This window comes from Flavivirga sp. 57AJ16 (genome assembly GCF_028736925.1).
GTDB lineage: Bacteria > Bacteroidota > Bacteroidia > Flavobacteriales > Flavobacteriaceae > Flavivirga.
Genome location: NZ_JAQZAT010000005.1, coordinates 48230 through 66542, shown reverse-complemented (window position 1 = coordinate 66542; position 18313 = coordinate 48230). Strand labels below are relative to the sequence as shown.

At 36.3% G+C, this 18313-nt stretch carries 12 protein-coding genes; 5 read left to right on the top strand and 7 right to left on the bottom strand.

Going from position 1 to position 18313, the window contains the following annotated elements:
• The first annotated feature begins 3 nt into the window (after positions 1 to 3).
• The 4 genes from PQO00_RS06635 to PQO00_RS06620 all read left to right on the top strand — a co-directional run bounded on the left by PQO00_RS06635 (position 4) and on the right by PQO00_RS06620 (position 12778).
• Positions 4 to 7758, top strand: a complete 7755-nt coding sequence (locus PQO00_RS06635; protein ID WP_274184050.1) for a gliding motility-associated C-terminal domain-containing protein — start codon at positions 4 to 6, stop codon at positions 7756 to 7758.
• An 11-nt stretch (positions 7759 to 7769) separates the two neighbouring features.
• On the top strand, positions 7770 to 8696 hold the full coding sequence (locus PQO00_RS06630; RefSeq protein ID WP_274184049.1) for a type IX secretion system membrane protein PorP/SprF: 927 nt from the start codon (positions 7770 to 7772) through the stop codon (positions 8694 to 8696).
• A gap of 13 nt (positions 8697 to 8709) precedes the next feature.
• Positions 8710 to 10629, top strand: coding sequence for an OmpA family protein (locus PQO00_RS06625; RefSeq protein ID WP_274184048.1), 1920 nt, complete (start codon positions 8710 to 8712; stop codon positions 10627 to 10629).
• 226 nt (positions 10630 to 10855) lie between these two features.
• A complete protein-coding gene (locus PQO00_RS06620; RefSeq protein ID WP_274184047.1) occupies positions 10856 to 12778 on the top strand; it encodes an OmpA family protein in 1923 nt (640 codons plus the stop codon).
• 7 nt (positions 12779 to 12785) lie between these two features.
• On the opposite strand, the gene PQO00_RS06615 is transcribed toward PQO00_RS06620, so the two are convergent.
• The 3 genes from PQO00_RS06615 to pdxH all read right to left on the bottom strand — a co-directional run bounded on the left by PQO00_RS06615 (position 12786) and on the right by pdxH (position 14611).
• Positions 12786 to 12917: a hypothetical protein gene (locus PQO00_RS06615; RefSeq protein WP_274184046.1), complete on the bottom strand. Its 132-nt coding sequence runs from the start codon at positions 12915 to 12917 to the stop codon at positions 12786 to 12788.
• 384 nt (positions 12918 to 13301) lie between these two features.
• The gene (locus PQO00_RS06610) at positions 13302 to 13799 is read right to left on the bottom strand and encodes a CAP domain-containing protein (protein WP_274184045.1); all 498 of its coding nucleotides are present in this window, start codon (positions 13797 to 13799) and stop codon (positions 13302 to 13304) included.
• Between the two features lie 164 nt (positions 13800 to 13963).
• Complete coding sequence (gene pdxH, locus PQO00_RS06605) at positions 13964 to 14611, bottom strand: pyridoxamine 5'-phosphate oxidase (protein ID WP_274184044.1); 648 nt, start codon at positions 14609 to 14611, stop codon at positions 13964 to 13966.
• A 394-nt stretch (positions 14612 to 15005) separates the two neighbouring features.
• Between pdxH and PQO00_RS06600 the strand changes: the two genes are divergently transcribed.
• Positions 15006 to 15455: a hypothetical protein gene (locus PQO00_RS06600; protein ID WP_274184043.1), complete on the top strand. Its 450-nt coding sequence runs from the start codon at positions 15006 to 15008 to the stop codon at positions 15453 to 15455.
• Between the two features lie 168 nt (positions 15456 to 15623).
• Here PQO00_RS06600 and PQO00_RS06595 read toward each other — a convergent pair whose 3' ends face one another.
• Genes PQO00_RS06595 through PQO00_RS06580 form a run of 4 tightly spaced genes read right to left on the bottom strand, consistent with a single transcriptional unit; the run spans position 15624 to position 18270 of the window.
• The gene (locus PQO00_RS06595) at positions 15624 to 16529 is read right to left on the bottom strand and encodes a ribonuclease Z (RefSeq protein WP_274184042.1); all 906 of its coding nucleotides are present in this window, start codon (positions 16527 to 16529) and stop codon (positions 15624 to 15626) included.
• A gap of 3 nt (positions 16530 to 16532) precedes the next feature.
• Entirely contained in the window at positions 16533 to 17003 is a 471-nt protein-coding gene (locus PQO00_RS06590) for a DUF3291 domain-containing protein (RefSeq protein WP_274184041.1), read from the bottom strand.
• 1 nt (position 17004) lies between these two features.
• Positions 17005 to 17337 (bottom strand): ribonuclease Z, encoded by a 333-nt coding sequence (locus tag PQO00_RS06585; RefSeq protein WP_274184040.1) that lies wholly within the window; start codon positions 17335 to 17337, stop codon positions 17005 to 17007.
• A 3-nt stretch (positions 17338 to 17340) separates the two neighbouring features.
• Positions 17341 to 18270 (bottom strand): aspartate carbamoyltransferase catalytic subunit, encoded by a 930-nt coding sequence (locus tag PQO00_RS06580; RefSeq protein ID WP_274184039.1) that lies wholly within the window; start codon positions 18268 to 18270, stop codon positions 17341 to 17343.
• Between the last annotated feature and the right edge of the window lie 43 nt (positions 18271 to 18313).

Below are 18313 nucleotides of genomic sequence, written 5' to 3'. Positions count from 1 at the left end.
CTTATGAAAATCTTTACCAAATATATAAACTATCATAAAGCAATGCTCATGATCATACTTTTGATCAGTGCTTTTGCTCAAGCCCAGTTAAAGAACTCTTTTGATCCTCGCTTTAATGAGGCCGTGAATGGAGATTTTGCCATTATCGCAAATAATATGATTTCCACGACGGCTACAGGTGATTATATTGGAGCAAATGATAACAACCAATTTTCTAATCTGGTATATGTAGATATTGATAATGACAATACGACATTCAATTCGAGTAGTGCTAATTTTGTTAATCCAGCTCCAACAGCGGGTTGTTTAACAATAAAAAAAGTACTCTTATATTGGGCTGCCTCAGATCAAGAACCAGATGCCAATGACCCCGCATCAGAAAATCAACCCAATTGGAATTACAACGACATAAAACTCATGTTACCATCTGAAACGTCGTATACAACTTATACAGCAGATGAAGTTTTATACAGAGGCCGAGAAGATCATGTTGGAGCTCCTAATGACGGTCATTTTAGCAATGATCCTTATTTCTGTGTAAAAGACATTACAAGTTCGGTAACTGATTTAATTGATAATAGCATAAGCCCTTATGGTACTTATCAAGTAGCAAATGTTGAAGGGAAGATAGGAGCTTTAAATGATCACGATACTAACATACCCACTGGTGTTTCTGGAGGTTGGCAAATAGTTTTTGTATACGAAAGCCCTATATTACCATTAAAGAATATTGCGATTTTTGATGGCTATGGTCATGTTGTTAATGGACAAGGTAGTTATAATATTGATTTTAATGGATTTCAAACAGTTCCTGTAGGTAATGTAAATGCCAATATCCTTGTTGGGGCTTTAGAAGGTGACCTAGGGCTTAGTGGCGATAGGTTACAAATAGAAAATAGCTCTAATGTTTTTGTGGATTTATCAACGTCTCCTACAAGTCCTATAAGAACTACCGATAACTTTTTTAATAGTAAAATTACTATTGGTAATGCAGATTTTACCGATAGAACGCCTGCCAGTACAAATACCTTAGGTTTTGATGCTGCCATTTTTCAATTATCAAACCCCAGTAACACAATTATTGGAAACAATCAGACTTCAGCAACATTTAGATTAACCTCTACTCAAGAAACATATGGTTTATTTTTATTAGGATTTTCTGTAGATGTTTGGTCACCAAACATAGGTCCTATTCATTTAACATTAGACACGCCAAATACTTCTCTAAGCCCAGGTGACACTTTTGGAGCTAGCTTTACTGTTGAAAATAAAGGAAATGATAATGCAGTAGGCTTGGAAGTGTCAATGACATTACCGCCTCAAGTAACACTCATAGAACCTATTGCTTTACCGGCCGGTATAACCTATACAAATAGTGGTGGTCTACTTACATTTTTTGTAGATGATGATTTTGTTAATGTCGGTGACCCCGCAATAGATGTAGATTTTGATTTACAAATTCAAAACGACACTTACTTTTTGGAAACAGATTGTACCCTAGATTTTAATCTACAACTAGAAGCTACTTATCAAGGAGAGCAAAATCCGGCCCAACAATCCACTTTAAGTTCTGCTAGCTTAGATGCTTGCGGGGTAGGGATTTTAGATCCCGTGGCAATTAACGTTATTCAACCTACAGCCGAACCTAATATAGCACATACCCAAAACAATGTATTATGTAATGGTGAAAGTACTGGAGATATTAATATAACGGTTACTAACGGTGTTGCACCATATACGTATTCATGGATAGGCCCTGATGGGTTTGTATCCAGCTCAGAAGATATTAGCAATTTGGCAGCTGGTATATATACCGTAACAGTGACAGATTCTAATGTTTGTGAGCCTGCAAATGAACAAAAACAAATAACTATTACAGAACCGGCATTAACAACTTGTGATATTACGGTAGCAAATTGCCCTCCAGTGACAGGAACCGTTTGTGCTGATTCAGATTCAGGTAGTAATGTTGTTTGGACACCACCTAGTTTTGCGTACGAATGCTGTACTTCAATTACTGGAGATGACTATTCCTTTTTTATTGAGTTTGATTTACCGGAAGGCTCCAATGCATGTTGGGACTATAATCGAGTTCAACGTATAGGAAGCAATAACCTTAGACTCTTCCAATCTAATGGTACCAATGTAGATTTTACAACGCCTTTACAATATTTTGATAATAGTAGTGGTACCCCAATAAATATGGAACTAATTGTTCCTAGTGGTACTTTCGATTGGACTTTACAAGTGCTCGACGGTGCTAATATTGTACATACACAAACAATTACCGGGATTTCCAGTGATGGTACACAAACCATAACAATACCGAATACAGTACCTAGTGGTGCCTATAAGTTAAAGTTTGTATTTGACGATAATGGAACAGGTTTAGGTGCTAATGATCACATAGAAATTGATAGAATGTACTACAACGCGACACTTCTAGATACTAATTGTGCCAATGGAATTAACTTTGTAGTAACGTCTACTCACAATCCTGGAGACCTATTTGTCCCTGGGGAAACTATAGTAACTTATACAGCTACATATACACCCGCTAGTGGTGACCCTGTTATTTTAACTTGTGATTTTGATATTAATGTTGTAGGCATTAATACTTCTGAAACTCTGGCCGATCATAAAGATGTAACCTGTGCAGATGGTTCTGATGGTTCCATTACAGTTACAGCAAGCGGAGGAGATGCACCCTATAGTTATAGTTTAGACAATGTAGATTTTAGTAATACATCTGGTGTATTTAATGGCCTTGCTGCTGGTACGCATACCATATATGCAAAAGACAATAATGGCTGTTCAGACCCCTCACCATTGCAAGTTACACTATCGGTACTTGATTCTTCCGACCCTGTAATAACTGCTCCTTCAACAATAGATATTGAAGGATGTGATGAAAATGACATTACTGCATTAAATGCAAGATATCCTTATAGTGCAACTCAATCTAGTGATATTAAAGATACTTACATAGCTAGTGGCTATACTGCTTCAGATGATGTTGAAATAGCAAGTATTACATATATAGATGTAATCACTCCTAATTCGAGTTGCCCTTTAGAGGTTATAAGAACTTATACGATTACTGATACTTGTGGAAATTCTAGCCCTGCTTCTCAAACTATTAATATTACTCCAACTGCTATTATCTATACGAATCCTGTAGACAGCAATGTACAATCTTGTGATTTTGATGATCAAACGGAGGTGAACACGGCATTTGACAACTGGGTTACCGCTCAGTCTGCTGCTATCGCCCCTGCCAATGGCTGTTCTCCTGTGCTCTCTAATAACAGTGCATCCGTTTCTACGCCTCTATTGTGTGATGGCGGTACGACAACAGTTACTTGGACCATCACGGATCTTTGTGAAACCATAAATATTACCGCAGACTTTAATTTAACTGCGCCTACGGACATTTCTTTTACGAATCCTGCTAATGACTCCTCAACAGCTGCGGAACTTGATGACCCTGACCCTAATGTCGCTCAAGCTAATCTTGATGCTGATATTGCTGCATGGGTTGCGGATCAAACTGCCGCCCTAAATGGAAGCATTACTAATGGGTGTGCTCCTGTTGTTACAAATGATTTTACGAATCAATCTATTACATTCTGTAATTCAGGAACCATAACCATTACTTGGACTATTACGGATCTTTGTGAAACCATTAATGTATCTGCTAATTATAGCTTTACGCAGCCTGAGGGAATAAGTTTCACTAACCCTTCTGGAAACACGGTTAATTCTTGTGATTTTGATAATGATGATCCTATTGTTGCCCAAAATGATCTTGATACTAGCATAGCTGCTTGGGTTGCTGATCAAACTGCTATAATTAATGGCAGTTTAACTGGCGGTTCCCCTACTGTAAGCAATGATTTCACTAATCAATCTATTGATTTATGTACTGGTGGTAGTATTACAGTTACCTGGACTATTGATGATATTTGTGAAACTATAACACCTACAGCTACTTATACTTTAAATGCGCCTAATGCCATTTCATTTACGAATCCTATAGATAGCAATGTGCAATCCTGTGACTTTGCTGACCAGACCGAGGTAAACACGGCTTTCGACAACTGGGTTGCCGCTCAGTCTGCCACTATGGCTCCTGCCAATGGTTGTTCGCCAGTCCTTACAAACGACAGCGCATCACTTTCAGCGCCAGTACTGTGCGATGGCGGTACGACGACCGTTACCTGGACCATTACGGATCTTTGTGAAACCATTAACGTTACTGCGGACTTCAATCTGGCCGCCCCTATAGCGATCGCATTTACAAACCCTATAGATAATAATGTACAGTCCTGTGACTTTGCGGACCAGACCGAGGTAAATACGGCTTTCGATAACTGGGTTATCGCCCAGTCCGCTGCCATAGCGCCTGCCAATGGGTGCTCCCCTGTTCTTTCAAACGACAGCGCATCGCTTTCAGCACCAGTACTGTGCGACGGCGGAACGACGACCGTTACCTGGACCATTACGGACCTTTGTGAGACCATTAACGTTACGGCGGACTTCAATCTGGCCGCCCCTATAGCGATCGCATTTACAGCCCCTATAGATAACAATGTACAGTCCTGTGACTTTGCGGACCAGACCGAGGTAAACACGGCTTTCGATAACTGGGTTATCGCCCAGTCCGCTGCCATAGCGCCTGCCAATGGGTGCTCCCCTGTCCTTTCAAACGACAGCGCATCGCTTTCAGCGCCAGTACTGTGCGACGGCGGAACGACGACCGTTACCTGGACCATTACGGACCTTTGTGAGACCATTAACGTTACGGCGGACTTCAACCTGACAGCACCTACGGCGATCTCGTTTACCGATCCTGCAAACGATGCTTCGACAGCTGTAGAACTTGATGACCCTGACCCTAATGTCGCTCAAGCTAATCTTGATGCAGATATTGCTGCGTGGGTTGCCGATCAAACCGCTATAATAAATGGAAGCCTTGCCAATGGGTGTGCGCCTGTGGTTACAAACGATTTTACAGATCAGTCCATTGCGTTCTGTAATTCGGGGACGATAACCATTACTTGGACCATTACGGATCTGTGCGAGACCGTAAATGCATCGGCCAATTACACCTTTACGCAACCAGATGGCATCAACTTTATCGCTCCTTCTGGAAGCACAGCAAATTCTTGTGATTTTGATAATGACGCCCCTAACGTGGCTCAAGCCAACCTGGATGCCGATATCGCTGCATGGGTTGTAAACCAAACCGCTATAATAAACGGTAGCCTTACAGGGGGGTCTCCTACTGTAAGCCATGACTTCACCAACCAGTCCATTGATCTGTGTTCCGGTGGTAGTCTTACGGTTACCTGGACCATTGATGATATTTGTGAGACCTTGACGCCAACGGCCACTTATACATTGACCGCACCTACCGAGATCTCGTTTACGAACCCTGTAGATGATGCTTCGGATGCATGTGAATTTGGTTCAACTGATGCTATTGCTGCTCAAGCTAACCTTGACACCGATATTGCTACATGGGTTACAAATCAAACCACTGCTATTAATAGCAGTATAACTGGAGGGTGTTCTCCAATAATAACTAATGATTATACTAATCAATCTATTGACCTTTGTACTGGTGGATCAATTACTGTTACTTGGACTGTAGCAGATTTATGTGAAACTATAACTCAATCCGCAACCTATACGTTTACACAACCAACAGCGGCAGTCTTTGATCAAACTACATTGCCTGCAGATAACTTAACTTTTGAATGTGATTCATTACCTCAAGCAGATGTATTAACAGCTTCAAATTCTTGTGGAAATATAGATGTTATCTTTACTGAAACGAGGACAGACGGTAATTGCCCAAACAGGTATTCTCTTTTAAGAACCTGGACGGCAACTAATATTTGCGGAGTTTCTGCAACACACAGCCAAACAGTTACAGTTACAGACAATACACCTCCTGTACTTACATTACCCGCTAATCAAACAGCCGAATGTAGTGATGATCTGTCACCAATAGCTTTTGGTACCGCCACCGCTATAGATAACTGTGATGCAAATCCAGTAATAACGTTCGAAGATGTTAGAACAGATGGTGCATGTTCTGGTACTTTTACAATTACCAGAACTTGGACAGCTACAGATGCCTGTGGAAATATCGCAACTGCCGACCAAACTATATCGACATCAGATACCACGGCTCCCGAATTTGAGCAAACGGTACTTCCTGGAGATATAACAGTAGAATGTAGTGGCGTACCTGCTCCAGAAACCTTAACAGCTACAGACAATTGTGGAACCGCTACTGTGGAAGTAACCGAGGAAAGAGTTGATGGAAATTGTGCTAATAATTACACCATTACCCGTACCTACACTGCTACTGATGAATGTGGTTTAACCAATACCCATATTCAAACAATAACAGTTCAGGATACCACACCTCCTGTTTTCGAACAAGCACTTCCTCCGCTTGTTAGAATTGTTGAATGCGATGCTGTACCAGATGCAGAAACTTTAACAGCAACAGATACTTGTGGTTCTGCTACAGTAACAGTTAATGATGTAAGAACGGATGGTAGTTGTACCAACAATTATACAATCGCTCGTACATGGACAGCGACAGATGCATGTGGTTTAACAACAACGCACACACAAATTATAACAGTTCAAGATACAACGGCCCCTAGCTTTGAAGGCACGCTGCCAGCTACCAATATAACGGTTGAATGTGATGCCGTACCAAATGCAGAAACATTAACTGCTACAGACAACTGTGGTGATGCTTTAGTGACTGTTAATGATGTTAGAACAGATGGAGACTGCCCTAACAATTATACAATTGCCCGTACCTGGACAGCAACAGATGAATGTGGTTTAACAACGACCCATACACAAGTTATAACGGTTCAAGATACGACTGCTCCTGTACCTACATCGACTTTTGATGAGCTATTAAATGTAAGTTGTACGGACATACCTGATGTACCAGAATTGACCTTTACCGATAATTGCTCAACTAATATTACGGTTGTATTTAATGAAACAAATTCCTTTGAGGAAAGCGTATTTGCCGATTATGAAATCGTTAGAACCTGGACGGTAAGAGACGAATGTAATAATGAAGAAGTTTATACGCAGACCCTTCAAGTATCACTTGATGAAGTTATTACAGATGTAGTAGCACCAGACTGGTGTTATGATGAAGGTGCTATTAATATGAATAATTTGCTACCTGGTGATCTTAATACAAATGGTACCTGGGAACTATTAGAAGGAGATCCAGTTGCAACGCTAAACGATAATATATTTGATCCCTCAAACCTTGAATTAAGTGTAGATTTCTTACCAGAAAGCGGAGGCATTGATTATAGGTTCAGGTATACAACTACAGATGCAGGCTGTATAAGCATTACAGAAATTACCATGAATGTACATGCAGATTGCGTGGTGTTGCCTTGTGGTGAAAACGACATTACAATATCGAAAGCCGTAACTCCTAATGGCGATGCCTATAATGAATACTTTGAGATTTCTGGTATTGAATTATGTGGATTTCAATATGATGTAAAGATATTTAACCGATGGGGTGCTTTAGTATACGAATCCGATAATTACCAAAACGATTGGAACGGTACAGCAAACAGTGCATCAATTGGTACTGCGGGGAAAGTCCCTAACGGAACATATTACTATATTATAAAATTACTTAATAGTGGATTGAATCCTATTACAGGACCTGTTTACTTAGGAACCAAATAAAAACATAACCTATGAAACTTATTAAATACAATATAATCGCTATTGCATTGTTAAGCTGTACGGTTGGAGTTGCACAACAATTACCACAATTCACACAGTATATGTACAATACAATCTCAATAAACCCCGCTTATGCAGGGAGTCGAGAAGCTTTAAGCATCGTTGGATTACATAGAAGCCAATGGGTTGGTTTTAAAGGAGGCCCTATAACACAAACACTATCTGTGCATACGCCCCTAAGAAATGATAGAATTGGATTAGGCTTAACTTTCATTGAAGATGATTTGGGACCTCAAAACTATTCATACCTATACGGAGATTTTTCATATAGTATTCCAACTGGAAAGACTGGAAAATTAGCATTTGGTCTAAAAGGAGGTTTTACCGGTTATAGCTTTGATCAAGATTTTTTAAATGATCCAACAGTCACAGAAGATCCATTTTTTAACGGAACAGAAAATCGCTGGGCTCCAAATATCGGTGCAGGTGTCTATTATCATACCAATAGGTTTTATGCAGGGTTATCTGCACCTCGAATATTAAACACCGATCAAAATAAACAAGGAGACTATAAGGCTTTAGAGCGTATTAGTTACTATTTCACACTTGGTGGCGTACTCGATATAAGCAAAAGCTTCAAATTTAAACCTGCAGGTTTAATAAAAGCAACGAATGGAGCTCCTTTATCGTTCGACCTGACCGCTAATTTTTTATACAATGAGAAATTCTGGATAGGAGGATCCTATAGAATTAATGACCAAACCGCTGCTATTGGTGGTATTGCAGACTTTCAAGTTTCTAGACAACTACGTGTAGGTTATGCTTATGAGAAACCCATTTCCGATATAGCCCGCTACACAACAGGAACACATGAAATATTACTTATTTATGAATTTAAGTTCTTAAGTTCTAAACTAAAATCACCTAGATATTTCTAATAAGACTTTTTATATGAAAAATAAAAATTACATATTAGCCTGTATCGCTTTAATGCTAAGCTTTTCTGTCTTTTCACAACAAGGAAAACAAAAAAGAGCAGATACGTTGTTTAATAAATTCTCCTTCGTAAAAGCTGCAGAAGTTTACAGGGAACTTATCCAAAATAATTATAACAAAGATTATGCAACCCGTCAATTAGCAGACTGTTATGCTTATTTAAGAGATCCTAGAAATGCGTCCAGATATTATAAAAATGTTGTTAAACAAGAAAATGTACCTATAGAATATTACTATAAATATGCGCAATCTCTTCGTGGGATGAAAAAGTATGATGAATCTCAAGTTTGGTTAAAGCGTTTCAAGGACTCTGGAGGTGTAGTAAGTGCTAATGATTTCTCAAAAGACATCAATTTTATTACCAGTGTTTTTGGAGCAAAGCAACAGTATTTTCTAGATCGAGTGCGTTTCAATTCAAAATATAGTGATTTTGGCGCTTTTGAACATGATGGTAAAGTGTACTTTGCCTCTTCCAGAGACGAAGGCGTTTCCATAAAACGTCTGTATGGTTGGAACGAGCAACCTTTTTTAGATGTTTACGTAACAGATGTTGGGTCTAAAAAAAATGTTGACCATACCGGAAAAATAAAAGGAGATGTAAATTCCATTTATCACGATGGACCAGTAACTATCACAAAAGATGGTCGTACCATGTATTTTTCAAGAAACAACTTTACAGAAGGCGTAGAGGTAAAGGATAAAAAGGGCTTGACAAATATGAAAATATATAGAGCTACTTTGGTGGATGGTCTATGGACCAACATTGAAGACTTACCGATCAACAGTGATGATTTTTCAACACAGCACCCTGCTTTAAATATCGATGATACCAAACTGTACTTTACATCAGATAGACCTGGCACAAAAGGAGGTTCGGATATTTGGGTTATAAATATAAACCCCGATGGGACCTTAACGGAATTACAAAATGTTGGAGATGTGGTAAATACAGAAAATGCCGAAGGGTTTCCATTTATAAATAATGAAGGCGTGCTTTTCTTTTCTTCAGATGGGCATACAGGTTTAGGGTTATTGGACATTTTTGCCACTATTAAAGGAGAAGACGATGACAGTATCGTAGATGTCATAAATTTAGGAGTCCCTGTAAATTCCAATAAAGATGATTTTTCATTTGCCATGAATCCAAATGGAATTACCGGTTATTTTGCTTCGAACAGACAGGGTGGCCGCGGAAGTGATGATATCTATGCCTTTCATAGAAAGCCAGTTTTACATGTTGAAGGTGTCGTAACAGATGCTATCAATACAAACCCCATAGCTAATTCGGTCATTACTCTATATGATGATAATGGCAACGAAATAGCCAATATGGTAACCGATGAAAACGGCTATTATCAAATAAATATCGATAGGAATAAAGATTATAAAATTGTTGCCAGTCAAGATAAATATATTGATGACTACAGAACATTTACATCCAAAAACATTCAGACCGAACTAACAACTATTACGGCCAACTTGTTGTTAAACCCAGAGCCTAATGTTATAAAACTTGCAGAACTAAACACTATATACTTCGATTTCAATAAATATAATATCAGGGAAGACGCTGCTTTAGAGCTGGATAAAATTGTTAACCTGATGCAAAATGATTATCCTGAGATGGTCATAAGAATTGAGTCCCATACCGATTCAAGAGGTAATCTAACGTATAATGATAAATTATCTATAGATAGAGCAAATTCAACTTACGAATATTTAATTTCCAAAGGTATTGCTCCTGAAAGAATTACGGAACATCAAGGTTTTGGTGAGCGTAGATTGACTAATGGTTGCGAGGATGGAGAAGACTGTGAAGAAGAAGACCATCAATTAAACAGACGTACCCAATTTATAGTTGTAAAAATGGAATAGTAAACACAACCAATTGTGTTTGAATAAAAATAAACCCTAGGGCGCAAGCCTTGGGTACTGACAATAGATCCAAGGATCGAGGTGTTGAACCTGGGATCCCGCTGAAAAAAAGGTATTAGTTCAACTATCTGTTTTAAATTCATTGCTTCGCAACTTTTCAAAACAGAGTTTCACTAATAAAAACTATCACTAATTAGTATAGGTTTTTAATTAAAACTATGACCCCATGAGATTAAAAAAATACATATTAACTAGTATTATATTGATGGCAAGCTTCCCTACACTTGCACAATATGGTTCCCAAAAAAGAGCAGACAACCTGTTTAATAAGTTTTCGTTTGTTAATGCTGCCCAAATGTACCGTAATCTTATAGAGAAAGACTTTAATGCAGATTATGCAACCAGACAATTAGCAGATAGCTATGCGTTTATGAGAAATCCAGATAGTGCGGTCGTATACTATAAAAAAGCGGTAGAACAACCCAATGTACCCATAGCTTATTATTACAATTATGCACAAGCACTAAGAGGTATAAAAGCCTATAAAGAGTCTCGGGTTTGGATGAAACGCTATAAAAATGCTGGCGGAAAAATAAATGATGAAACCTTTTCTAAAGACTCCGATTTTATTAATTCCATTTTTAACGCGAAACAACAATATTTTTTAACAGAAGTTCATTTTAATTCAAAATATAGCGATTTTGGGGCTTACGAACATGACGGTCATATTTACTTTGCCTCTTCTAGGGGCGAAGGCGTTTCAACAAAACATATTTACGGTTGGAACGAAGAACCTTTTTTGGACATATATGTAACCGCCAAAGACGCTAATGATAGTATTGTAGATCATAAATCCAAACTAAAAGGAGACGTAAATTCTATTTACCATGAAGGCCCAATTACCATAACAAAAGATGGGAAAACCATGTATTTTTCCAGAAACAATTATGCCAAAAATACTTTAGAAAAAGATAAAGAAGGCATCTCAAACCTTAAAATCTATAGAGCCTCCCTAATTGAAAATGAATGGACAAATATTGAAGAACTTCCTTTCAATAATAATAACTTTTCTAATGGACATCCTGCTTTAAACAACGATGAAACAAGGTTGTATTTTGCTTCTAACATGCCAGATGGCTATGGAGGCACAGATATTTACTATGTAGATATAAATAACGATGGTTCTGTTGGTTCTCCCAAAAATTTGGGAAATGTAGTAAATACAGATAAAAACGAAAGGTTCCCTTTTATTAATAGCGAAGGCGTGCTTTTCTTCTCTTCCGATGGTCATCCCGGATTGGGGCTATTGGATATTTTCGGAACTGTTCTTGACAAAAACGATCATATTACTGGTGTTCTTAATCTTGGTGTTCCTGTAAACTCAAGTAAAGACGATTTCTCATTTTTTATGAACGAAGATGGGCTTTCGGGATATTTTGCATCCAATAGAAACGGCGGTGTTGGTAGTGATGATATTTATGCATACGACAGAGTTCCACAGTTAAAAATAGAAGGGTCCGTAACAGATGTTACTACAAAAGAACCTGTACCTAATGCCATGGTAGCCCTGCGCGACAGCAATAATAAGCAAATTGCGTATGTAGAAACAGATGAAGATGGAAATTACGAAATAAATATAGATAGAGATTCCGACTATATCATAAACATTAAAAAGGATAAATATATAGAGGATACAAGGCACGTTACCTCTAAAGGTATCGAAAATAAAGTGACGAGCATCACTGCAGATTTTAATTTAAATCGCGTTGTAGAAAAAGTGACTCCAATTACCGAACTCTATCCTATTTATTTTGACTTTAACAAGTTTGACATTAGACACGATGGTACTGTCGAATTAGATCGAATCGTTAATTTAATGATGAATACATATCCTAATATGGTCATTAAAATAGAATCGCATACAGATTCCAGGGGCTCTTCAGAATACAATGATAAATTATCTGTAGATAGAGCAAATGCCACATACAAATACTTAATAGATAAAGGTGTGGATCCTGCCAGAATTACCGAATACAAAGGCTCTGGCGAACAAAAACTAACCAACAATTGTGATGGTACCGTACCTTGTACAGAAGAGCAACACCAAGCCAATAGACGTACGCAATTTATTGTAGTAAAAATGGAATAATTTAAGCCTAGTTCAATAACAATAAAAGACCATCAAAAGATAAATCTTCTGATGGTTTTTTATTAACCCTAAGCCAAATTAATTCGTAACACTTCATTCCTGCAAAAATAGGAATGACAAGAATAAAATTATACGACATGGCCTCTTTTTAAATAATTGGTATAAAATCATACTGAATGTCCGTAATCATGCATAATGATATTTTTGTCATTCAGAACGAAGTGAAGAATCTGTCGATAATCAATGAGATCCCTCGTTGCCTCGGGATGACAAAATCAATATATTTTTAGGTTTATGGCAAATTACGGACAATCAATAAATCATATAATAAATAGGTAATAACAAACAAAAATCCTCTCAATTTTTTGAGAGGATTTTTTACCTAAAGCTAAATTCAATAACACAAAGTTATCAATAAATAACCTATTCAATTCTACATAGCATAATTAAAACCATGCCAGTTTTGCTAAAAATTTAGTACATCAAATTAGGTTAAGTTTTCATGGCTTTTATAAAAGCGGCTTTACTTTTTTATAAAAATATTAGTGTAATACCACCTGCCATTTTCATTTTTCTCAGCAGAAACATCAAAGTCTGTAAAGTCGCCTTCTATAGTCCCTCTGTGTCCTTCACTCTTAATCCAAGCCTTTACGACAGTTTCGGCAGAACTATATCCGTATGCAACATTTTCGGATACTTTTTTTGCTCCAGCATTCGCTTTTAAATAGTTACTACGGGTATAAAAATTATCATGTGATACTTCATTTTTATCTACCATGTAGTCCGTATGACTATATGCCACAGACTTCACCACGGACATATCATTTAAGGCTTTCAACCCTAATGACACCCTATGCGCATTAATCAGTTCAAGTATCTCTATTTCAATGTTTTTTGATTCTTTTGTAACAAGGCTTAATTCAATAGCATCAGCCTTATCATCCATGCTGTCTGTTGAACAAGAAGTAAATGTCAACATAGCAAACAATGCCAATAATGGCAGTTTAAATAATGACTTCATAAGTAGGTAATTTAGATTAGGTTCTGTAAAATTAGCAGCCTACTTGGAAGTAAATGTTAAAATAATGTTAAAATCGATTAAAAACACGTGTTTTGTCGTAATATATTGCTTTTAATCGATGAAATGCCATTTGTAATAAAAATATTATGAATTTCAACGATCATTTAAGGAGATAATCGATCTATTTTCCAATTATAGTCCGTTTGAAGTGTAAATCTAATTCTGTCGTGTAATCTATTTGGGCGACCTTGCCAAAATTCAATTTCTGAAGGTCTTACCATATACCCTCCCCAATTTATTGGTCTTGTTATTTCTTTTCCTTCAAATTCTTTTTCTAATTTCAAGAGCTTCTTTTCAATGACATCCCTACTCTCTATAACTTCGCTCTGATTTGAAGCTAAAGCACCTAATTGACTGCCTCTGGGTCTAGATTCAAAGTAACCATCACTTAGGTTCTCTGCAATCTTTTCAGCTTTGCCTTTTATAATAACCTGGCGTTCGGCTCCATGCCAAAAAAAAGATAAACATACGTTTGGATTTTTATCTATCGCTTTTCCCTTTTCACTGTTATAATTTGTGTAAAAAATAAAACCTTCATATGTAAAGCGTTTTAGTAGCACCACTCTATTTTTTGGAAAGCCATCCAAACCAATTGTAGAAACCGTCATGGCATTAGTTTCATCCTCAATAAAGAATTTGTCTACTTCATAAAACCATTTTTGAAACAACTCCATTGGGTTTTCTGGTACATCTTTTAAAAGCAACTCTTGCTTTTCGTAAGATTTTCTATAGTTACTCAAATCCTTTTCCATAGGGCATATATTATTTCGTAATAACTTTCTTTTAATTAAAGCAAAAAAAGTAATGATTTTAAATAAAATACCAATTTATGAAATTTGAAGATTCTAGGTGCTACAATCCCGTAATTTCAAAAAAAATTACTTTAAAATTAGTCTTTTTACTTTTCTAAACATTTCTGTAAATCTTTTAAAACACTAGAATATATTGAATAATGATCAAACAAAGCATCGACAATTTCATTGGGCTTTCAAATACTTTATTAAAAGCAACGCCCTTTTTTGTATCACTTTCTATTGTTGCTTAAACGCTCTTCCGCAGATTACAAAATAGTAAAAAATAATGCTTGCTTTACCATTAAAGTTTTATGAAACATTGTAAATTAGTAGTGCCCTAAAATACCTTTTTATGAAATTTGAAAATTCTACCTACAGTAAAACCCTAAATCATTATAAACTAGAAACATCATTTGGAAATTTTTATTTCTGTGAAAAGATTTTAATCGCAGAGTTACATACCGGTGTGCACTTTGATTGGCCCAAGATTGAAATACTGTTCCATAAAATTATAGAGTTTTATGGTAAAGGCGTTAAATTGGATTATATATCCAATAGGGTCAATTCTTATTCAAATGACCCACAAAATTGGATAAAAATCGAACAGTATAATATAATTATGAGGAGTGCCATTGTATGTTACAACGATATGATGTATATGAATGCTAGTTTAGAAAAACACTTTTCCAAAAGTAAAATCAACCCTTGTACATCTTTAAATGAAGCTATAGAATGGATTCTGAAATTGAAAGAAGTAAACCTTGGACGAAATAAATTAAAACCCAAAAAAGAATCATCTTAATATAATTCTATACTAGAACTTATTTTTTATATTTTTTAATCGCAGCATTATATGCTAGTATGGGGTTTAGATTAGTTTAAGACTAAAATACGACCTAAAGAGATGTTTATAAGATTTTCAAGAAGTAAAATATATCCTTGTATATCTTTGAACGAGGCTATAGAATGATCAAAACTCAAAAGTTTTTCCATCTTCACATAATTCTACATTATCAAAAACTTCTTGCGCTTCTTCTTTAAAAGCATTTAAGTTATCGTATCGCGTTGAATAATGCCCAAGCAACAATGTGCCTACATTTGCCAACTTTGCTATTCTAGCGGCTTCTTTTGCAGTAGAATGTTTAGTTTTAAGGCCTAAATGGGCATGTTTTTCCAAAAAAGTGGATTCATGATATAGCACCTCTACATTTTTAATAATGGATACAATATCTTCTTTATACATCGTATCACTACAAAATGCATAGCTTTTTGGTTTTGAGCCAGATTTAGTGACCGATTTATTTTTTATAGTCTTACCACTTTCATTTATAACATCAAAACCCTGTGTTAGTTTTCGGTAATAAGCAACATTAATGTTAGCAGCCTCAACCGCCTTAATATCCAACTTTCGGTCGCCTTCTTTTTCTTTAAACAAATACCCATTCGTATAAACTCGATGATTTAATGGAACGGTATGTACTTGCACCTTGTCATCTTCAAAAATCAATTCGGATTTGTCTGAAGTTAATTCATGAAATATAAGGTTATAATTAGTCCAGGAATCTGCTAATTTCATTTGTAGCGTCACAACTTCTTTAATGCCTTTAGGTCCATAAATATGTAAATCCGTTTCCCTGGTAAGCAATCTAAAAGTTGATATTAGGCCAACCAATCCAAAAAAATGATCACCATGTAAATGAGAGATAAATATATGCTTAATACGATTAAACTTTATTTTATGTTTGCGAAGTTGTACCTGTGTACCTTCTCCGCAATCAATTAAAAACATATGCCCATTAATCTCTAATACTTGAGATGTCGTATTGTTTAGTGTTCTTGGGGTCGCACTATAGCAGCCTAAAATCTTGAGCTTCATATATTACAAAAGAGGTTTGTAATTTAATGAGTCCATTGCTGTGAATTTACTTTTAAAGCCAAAAGCATAAGGGGTATCTCCATGTTTATTTATATAATCTAATCTCTTTTTAGCACCTTGAAATGTTGGCTCATACCCTTTTGGAACGTACCAAAATGCCATATGGACCATCTTCATTTTACTAAACCATTCCTTTTTGCGTTTAAAAACTTCAATATGGTCCGATTTATAGGTATAATTAAACAATGTTTCCAAATTTTCCCATACAGACATATTAATAAGTAACGTATCATCCTGGAATACTTGGGCTGCTAGGTCTTTATCTTCATCTTTTAAACGCCACACGAAGCCTTCACTTTCATCTGCTAAAGCATTAATTCTATCTAAGTTGTCTACAAAATCTTTCATGATGGGATCCTCCATTGGAGCTAATCTTTTTGCAATATTTATCTGTGCAAGATGTAATTCCTTCATATTAAAACTCTAAATCGCGCTCTATTTCTTCCATCTCAATAATATCATAAGCCTCTTGAATAGTTGGTACGACTACAATTTCGTCTGGAATATTTTCTGAACTAATGTTATCTGAGACAACAACAAAGGATTGTTTTGAGGCACGATGGGTATTTGATATTTCAAGAAACTCAATAATATCTTGTAATCCCAGTTTATTTAAAGCAGTTAAGACAACTATAATATTATTGTTTTTAAATTTTGGATATAAAGCCTGTAGTTTTTTAACTAATTCTATAACCGTGGCTTTTTCTTGTGTGATTATAGAGGTGTTCCCATTTTGATCTAAAATCATAATCTACTGTTTTATTTTTGATGCTAGTAAATAAATAGCTGCCATTCTTATAGCTACCCCATTTTGAACTTGGTCTAAGATAATAGATTGTTTTGAATCGGCAACATCGCTGGTAATCTCGACACCTCTATTAATAGGCCCCGGATGCATGATCGTTATTTCTTTGTCTAATGAATCTAGTAATTCTTTATTAACACCAAATTGTTGTGTGTATTCTCTTGTTGATGGAAAATAGCTAATATCCATACGTTCATTTTGTACACGTAACATATTTGCTACATCGCACCAATTAAGTGCTTTACGTAAATCTGTTTCTACTTTTACGCCAAGTTTGTCAATATACTTTGGCAGTAAGGTTTTTGGTCCACAAACCATAACTTGCGCGCCTTGAAGTTGCAGCGCAAATATATTTGAAAGTGCTACACGGCTATGAAGAATGTCTCCCACTATAACGACTTTCTTTCCTTTTACACTTCCTAATTTTTCTCTTATGGAATACGAATCTAAAAGTGCCTGTGTTGGATGTTCATGGGCACCATCTCCTGCATTTATAATGCTAGCATTAATATGTTTTGATAAAAATACTCCTGCCCCTGGATTTGGGTGTCTCATAACAACCATATCTACTTTCATAGATAAGATATTATTAACCGTATCGATTAAGGTCTCCCCTTTTTTAACTGAAGACTGCCCAGATGAAAAATTAATAACATCTGCAGAAAGTCGTTTTTCGGCTAATTCGAATGATAGTTTTGTTCTGGTTGAATTTTCAAAAAAAAGGTTTGCAATGGTTATATCCCTAAGTGAGGGTACTTTTTTTATTGGTCTATTAATAACTTCTTTAAAATGATCGGCTGTTTCAAAAATAAGTTGGATATCTTGTTCTTTAAGATATTTTATTCCTAATAAGTGATTGACACTTAATTCGCTCATATTTTTTTAGTATTCAGTGGCAATTTCAAGTTGCCTTTTTATT

Excerpts from the sequence above, each read along its gene's own strand:
- PQO00_RS06635 (WP_274184050.1), top strand. The coding sequence starts at position 4 with ATGAAAATCTTTACCAAATATATAAACTATCATAAAGCAATGCTCATG.
- PQO00_RS06630 (WP_274184049.1), top strand. The coding sequence starts at position 7,770 with ATGAAACTTATTAAATACAATATAATCGCTATTGCATTGTTAAGCTGT.
- PQO00_RS06625 (WP_274184048.1), top strand. The coding sequence starts at position 8,710 with ATGAAAAATAAAAATTACATATTAGCCTGTATCGCTTTAATGCTAAGC.
- PQO00_RS06620 (WP_274184047.1), top strand. The coding sequence starts at position 10,856 with ATGAGATTAAAAAAATACATATTAACTAGTATTATATTGATGGCAAGC.
- PQO00_RS06615 (WP_274184046.1), bottom strand. The coding sequence starts at position 12,917 with ATGTCGTATAATTTTATTCTTGTCATTCCTATTTTTGCAGGAATGAAG.
- PQO00_RS06610 (WP_274184045.1), bottom strand. The coding sequence starts at position 13,799 with ATGAAGTCATTATTTAAACTGCCATTATTGGCATTGTTTGCTATGTTG.
- pdxH (WP_274184044.1), bottom strand. The coding sequence starts at position 14,611 with ATGGAAAAGGATTTGAGTAACTATAGAAAATCTTACGAAAAGCAAGAG.
- PQO00_RS06600 (WP_274184043.1), top strand. The coding sequence starts at position 15,006 with ATGAAATTTGAAAATTCTACCTACAGTAAAACCCTAAATCATTATAAA.
- PQO00_RS06595 (WP_274184042.1), bottom strand. The coding sequence starts at position 16,529 with ATGAAGCTCAAGATTTTAGGCTGCTATAGTGCGACCCCAAGAACACTA.
- PQO00_RS06590 (WP_274184041.1), bottom strand. The coding sequence starts at position 17,003 with ATGAAGGAATTACATCTTGCACAGATAAATATTGCAAAAAGATTAGCT.
- PQO00_RS06585 (WP_274184040.1), bottom strand. The coding sequence starts at position 17,337 with ATGATTTTAGATCAAAATGGGAACACCTCTATAATCACACAAGAAAAA.
- PQO00_RS06580 (WP_274184039.1), bottom strand. The coding sequence starts at position 18,270 with ATGAGCGAATTAAGTGTCAATCACTTATTAGGAATAAAATATCTTAAA.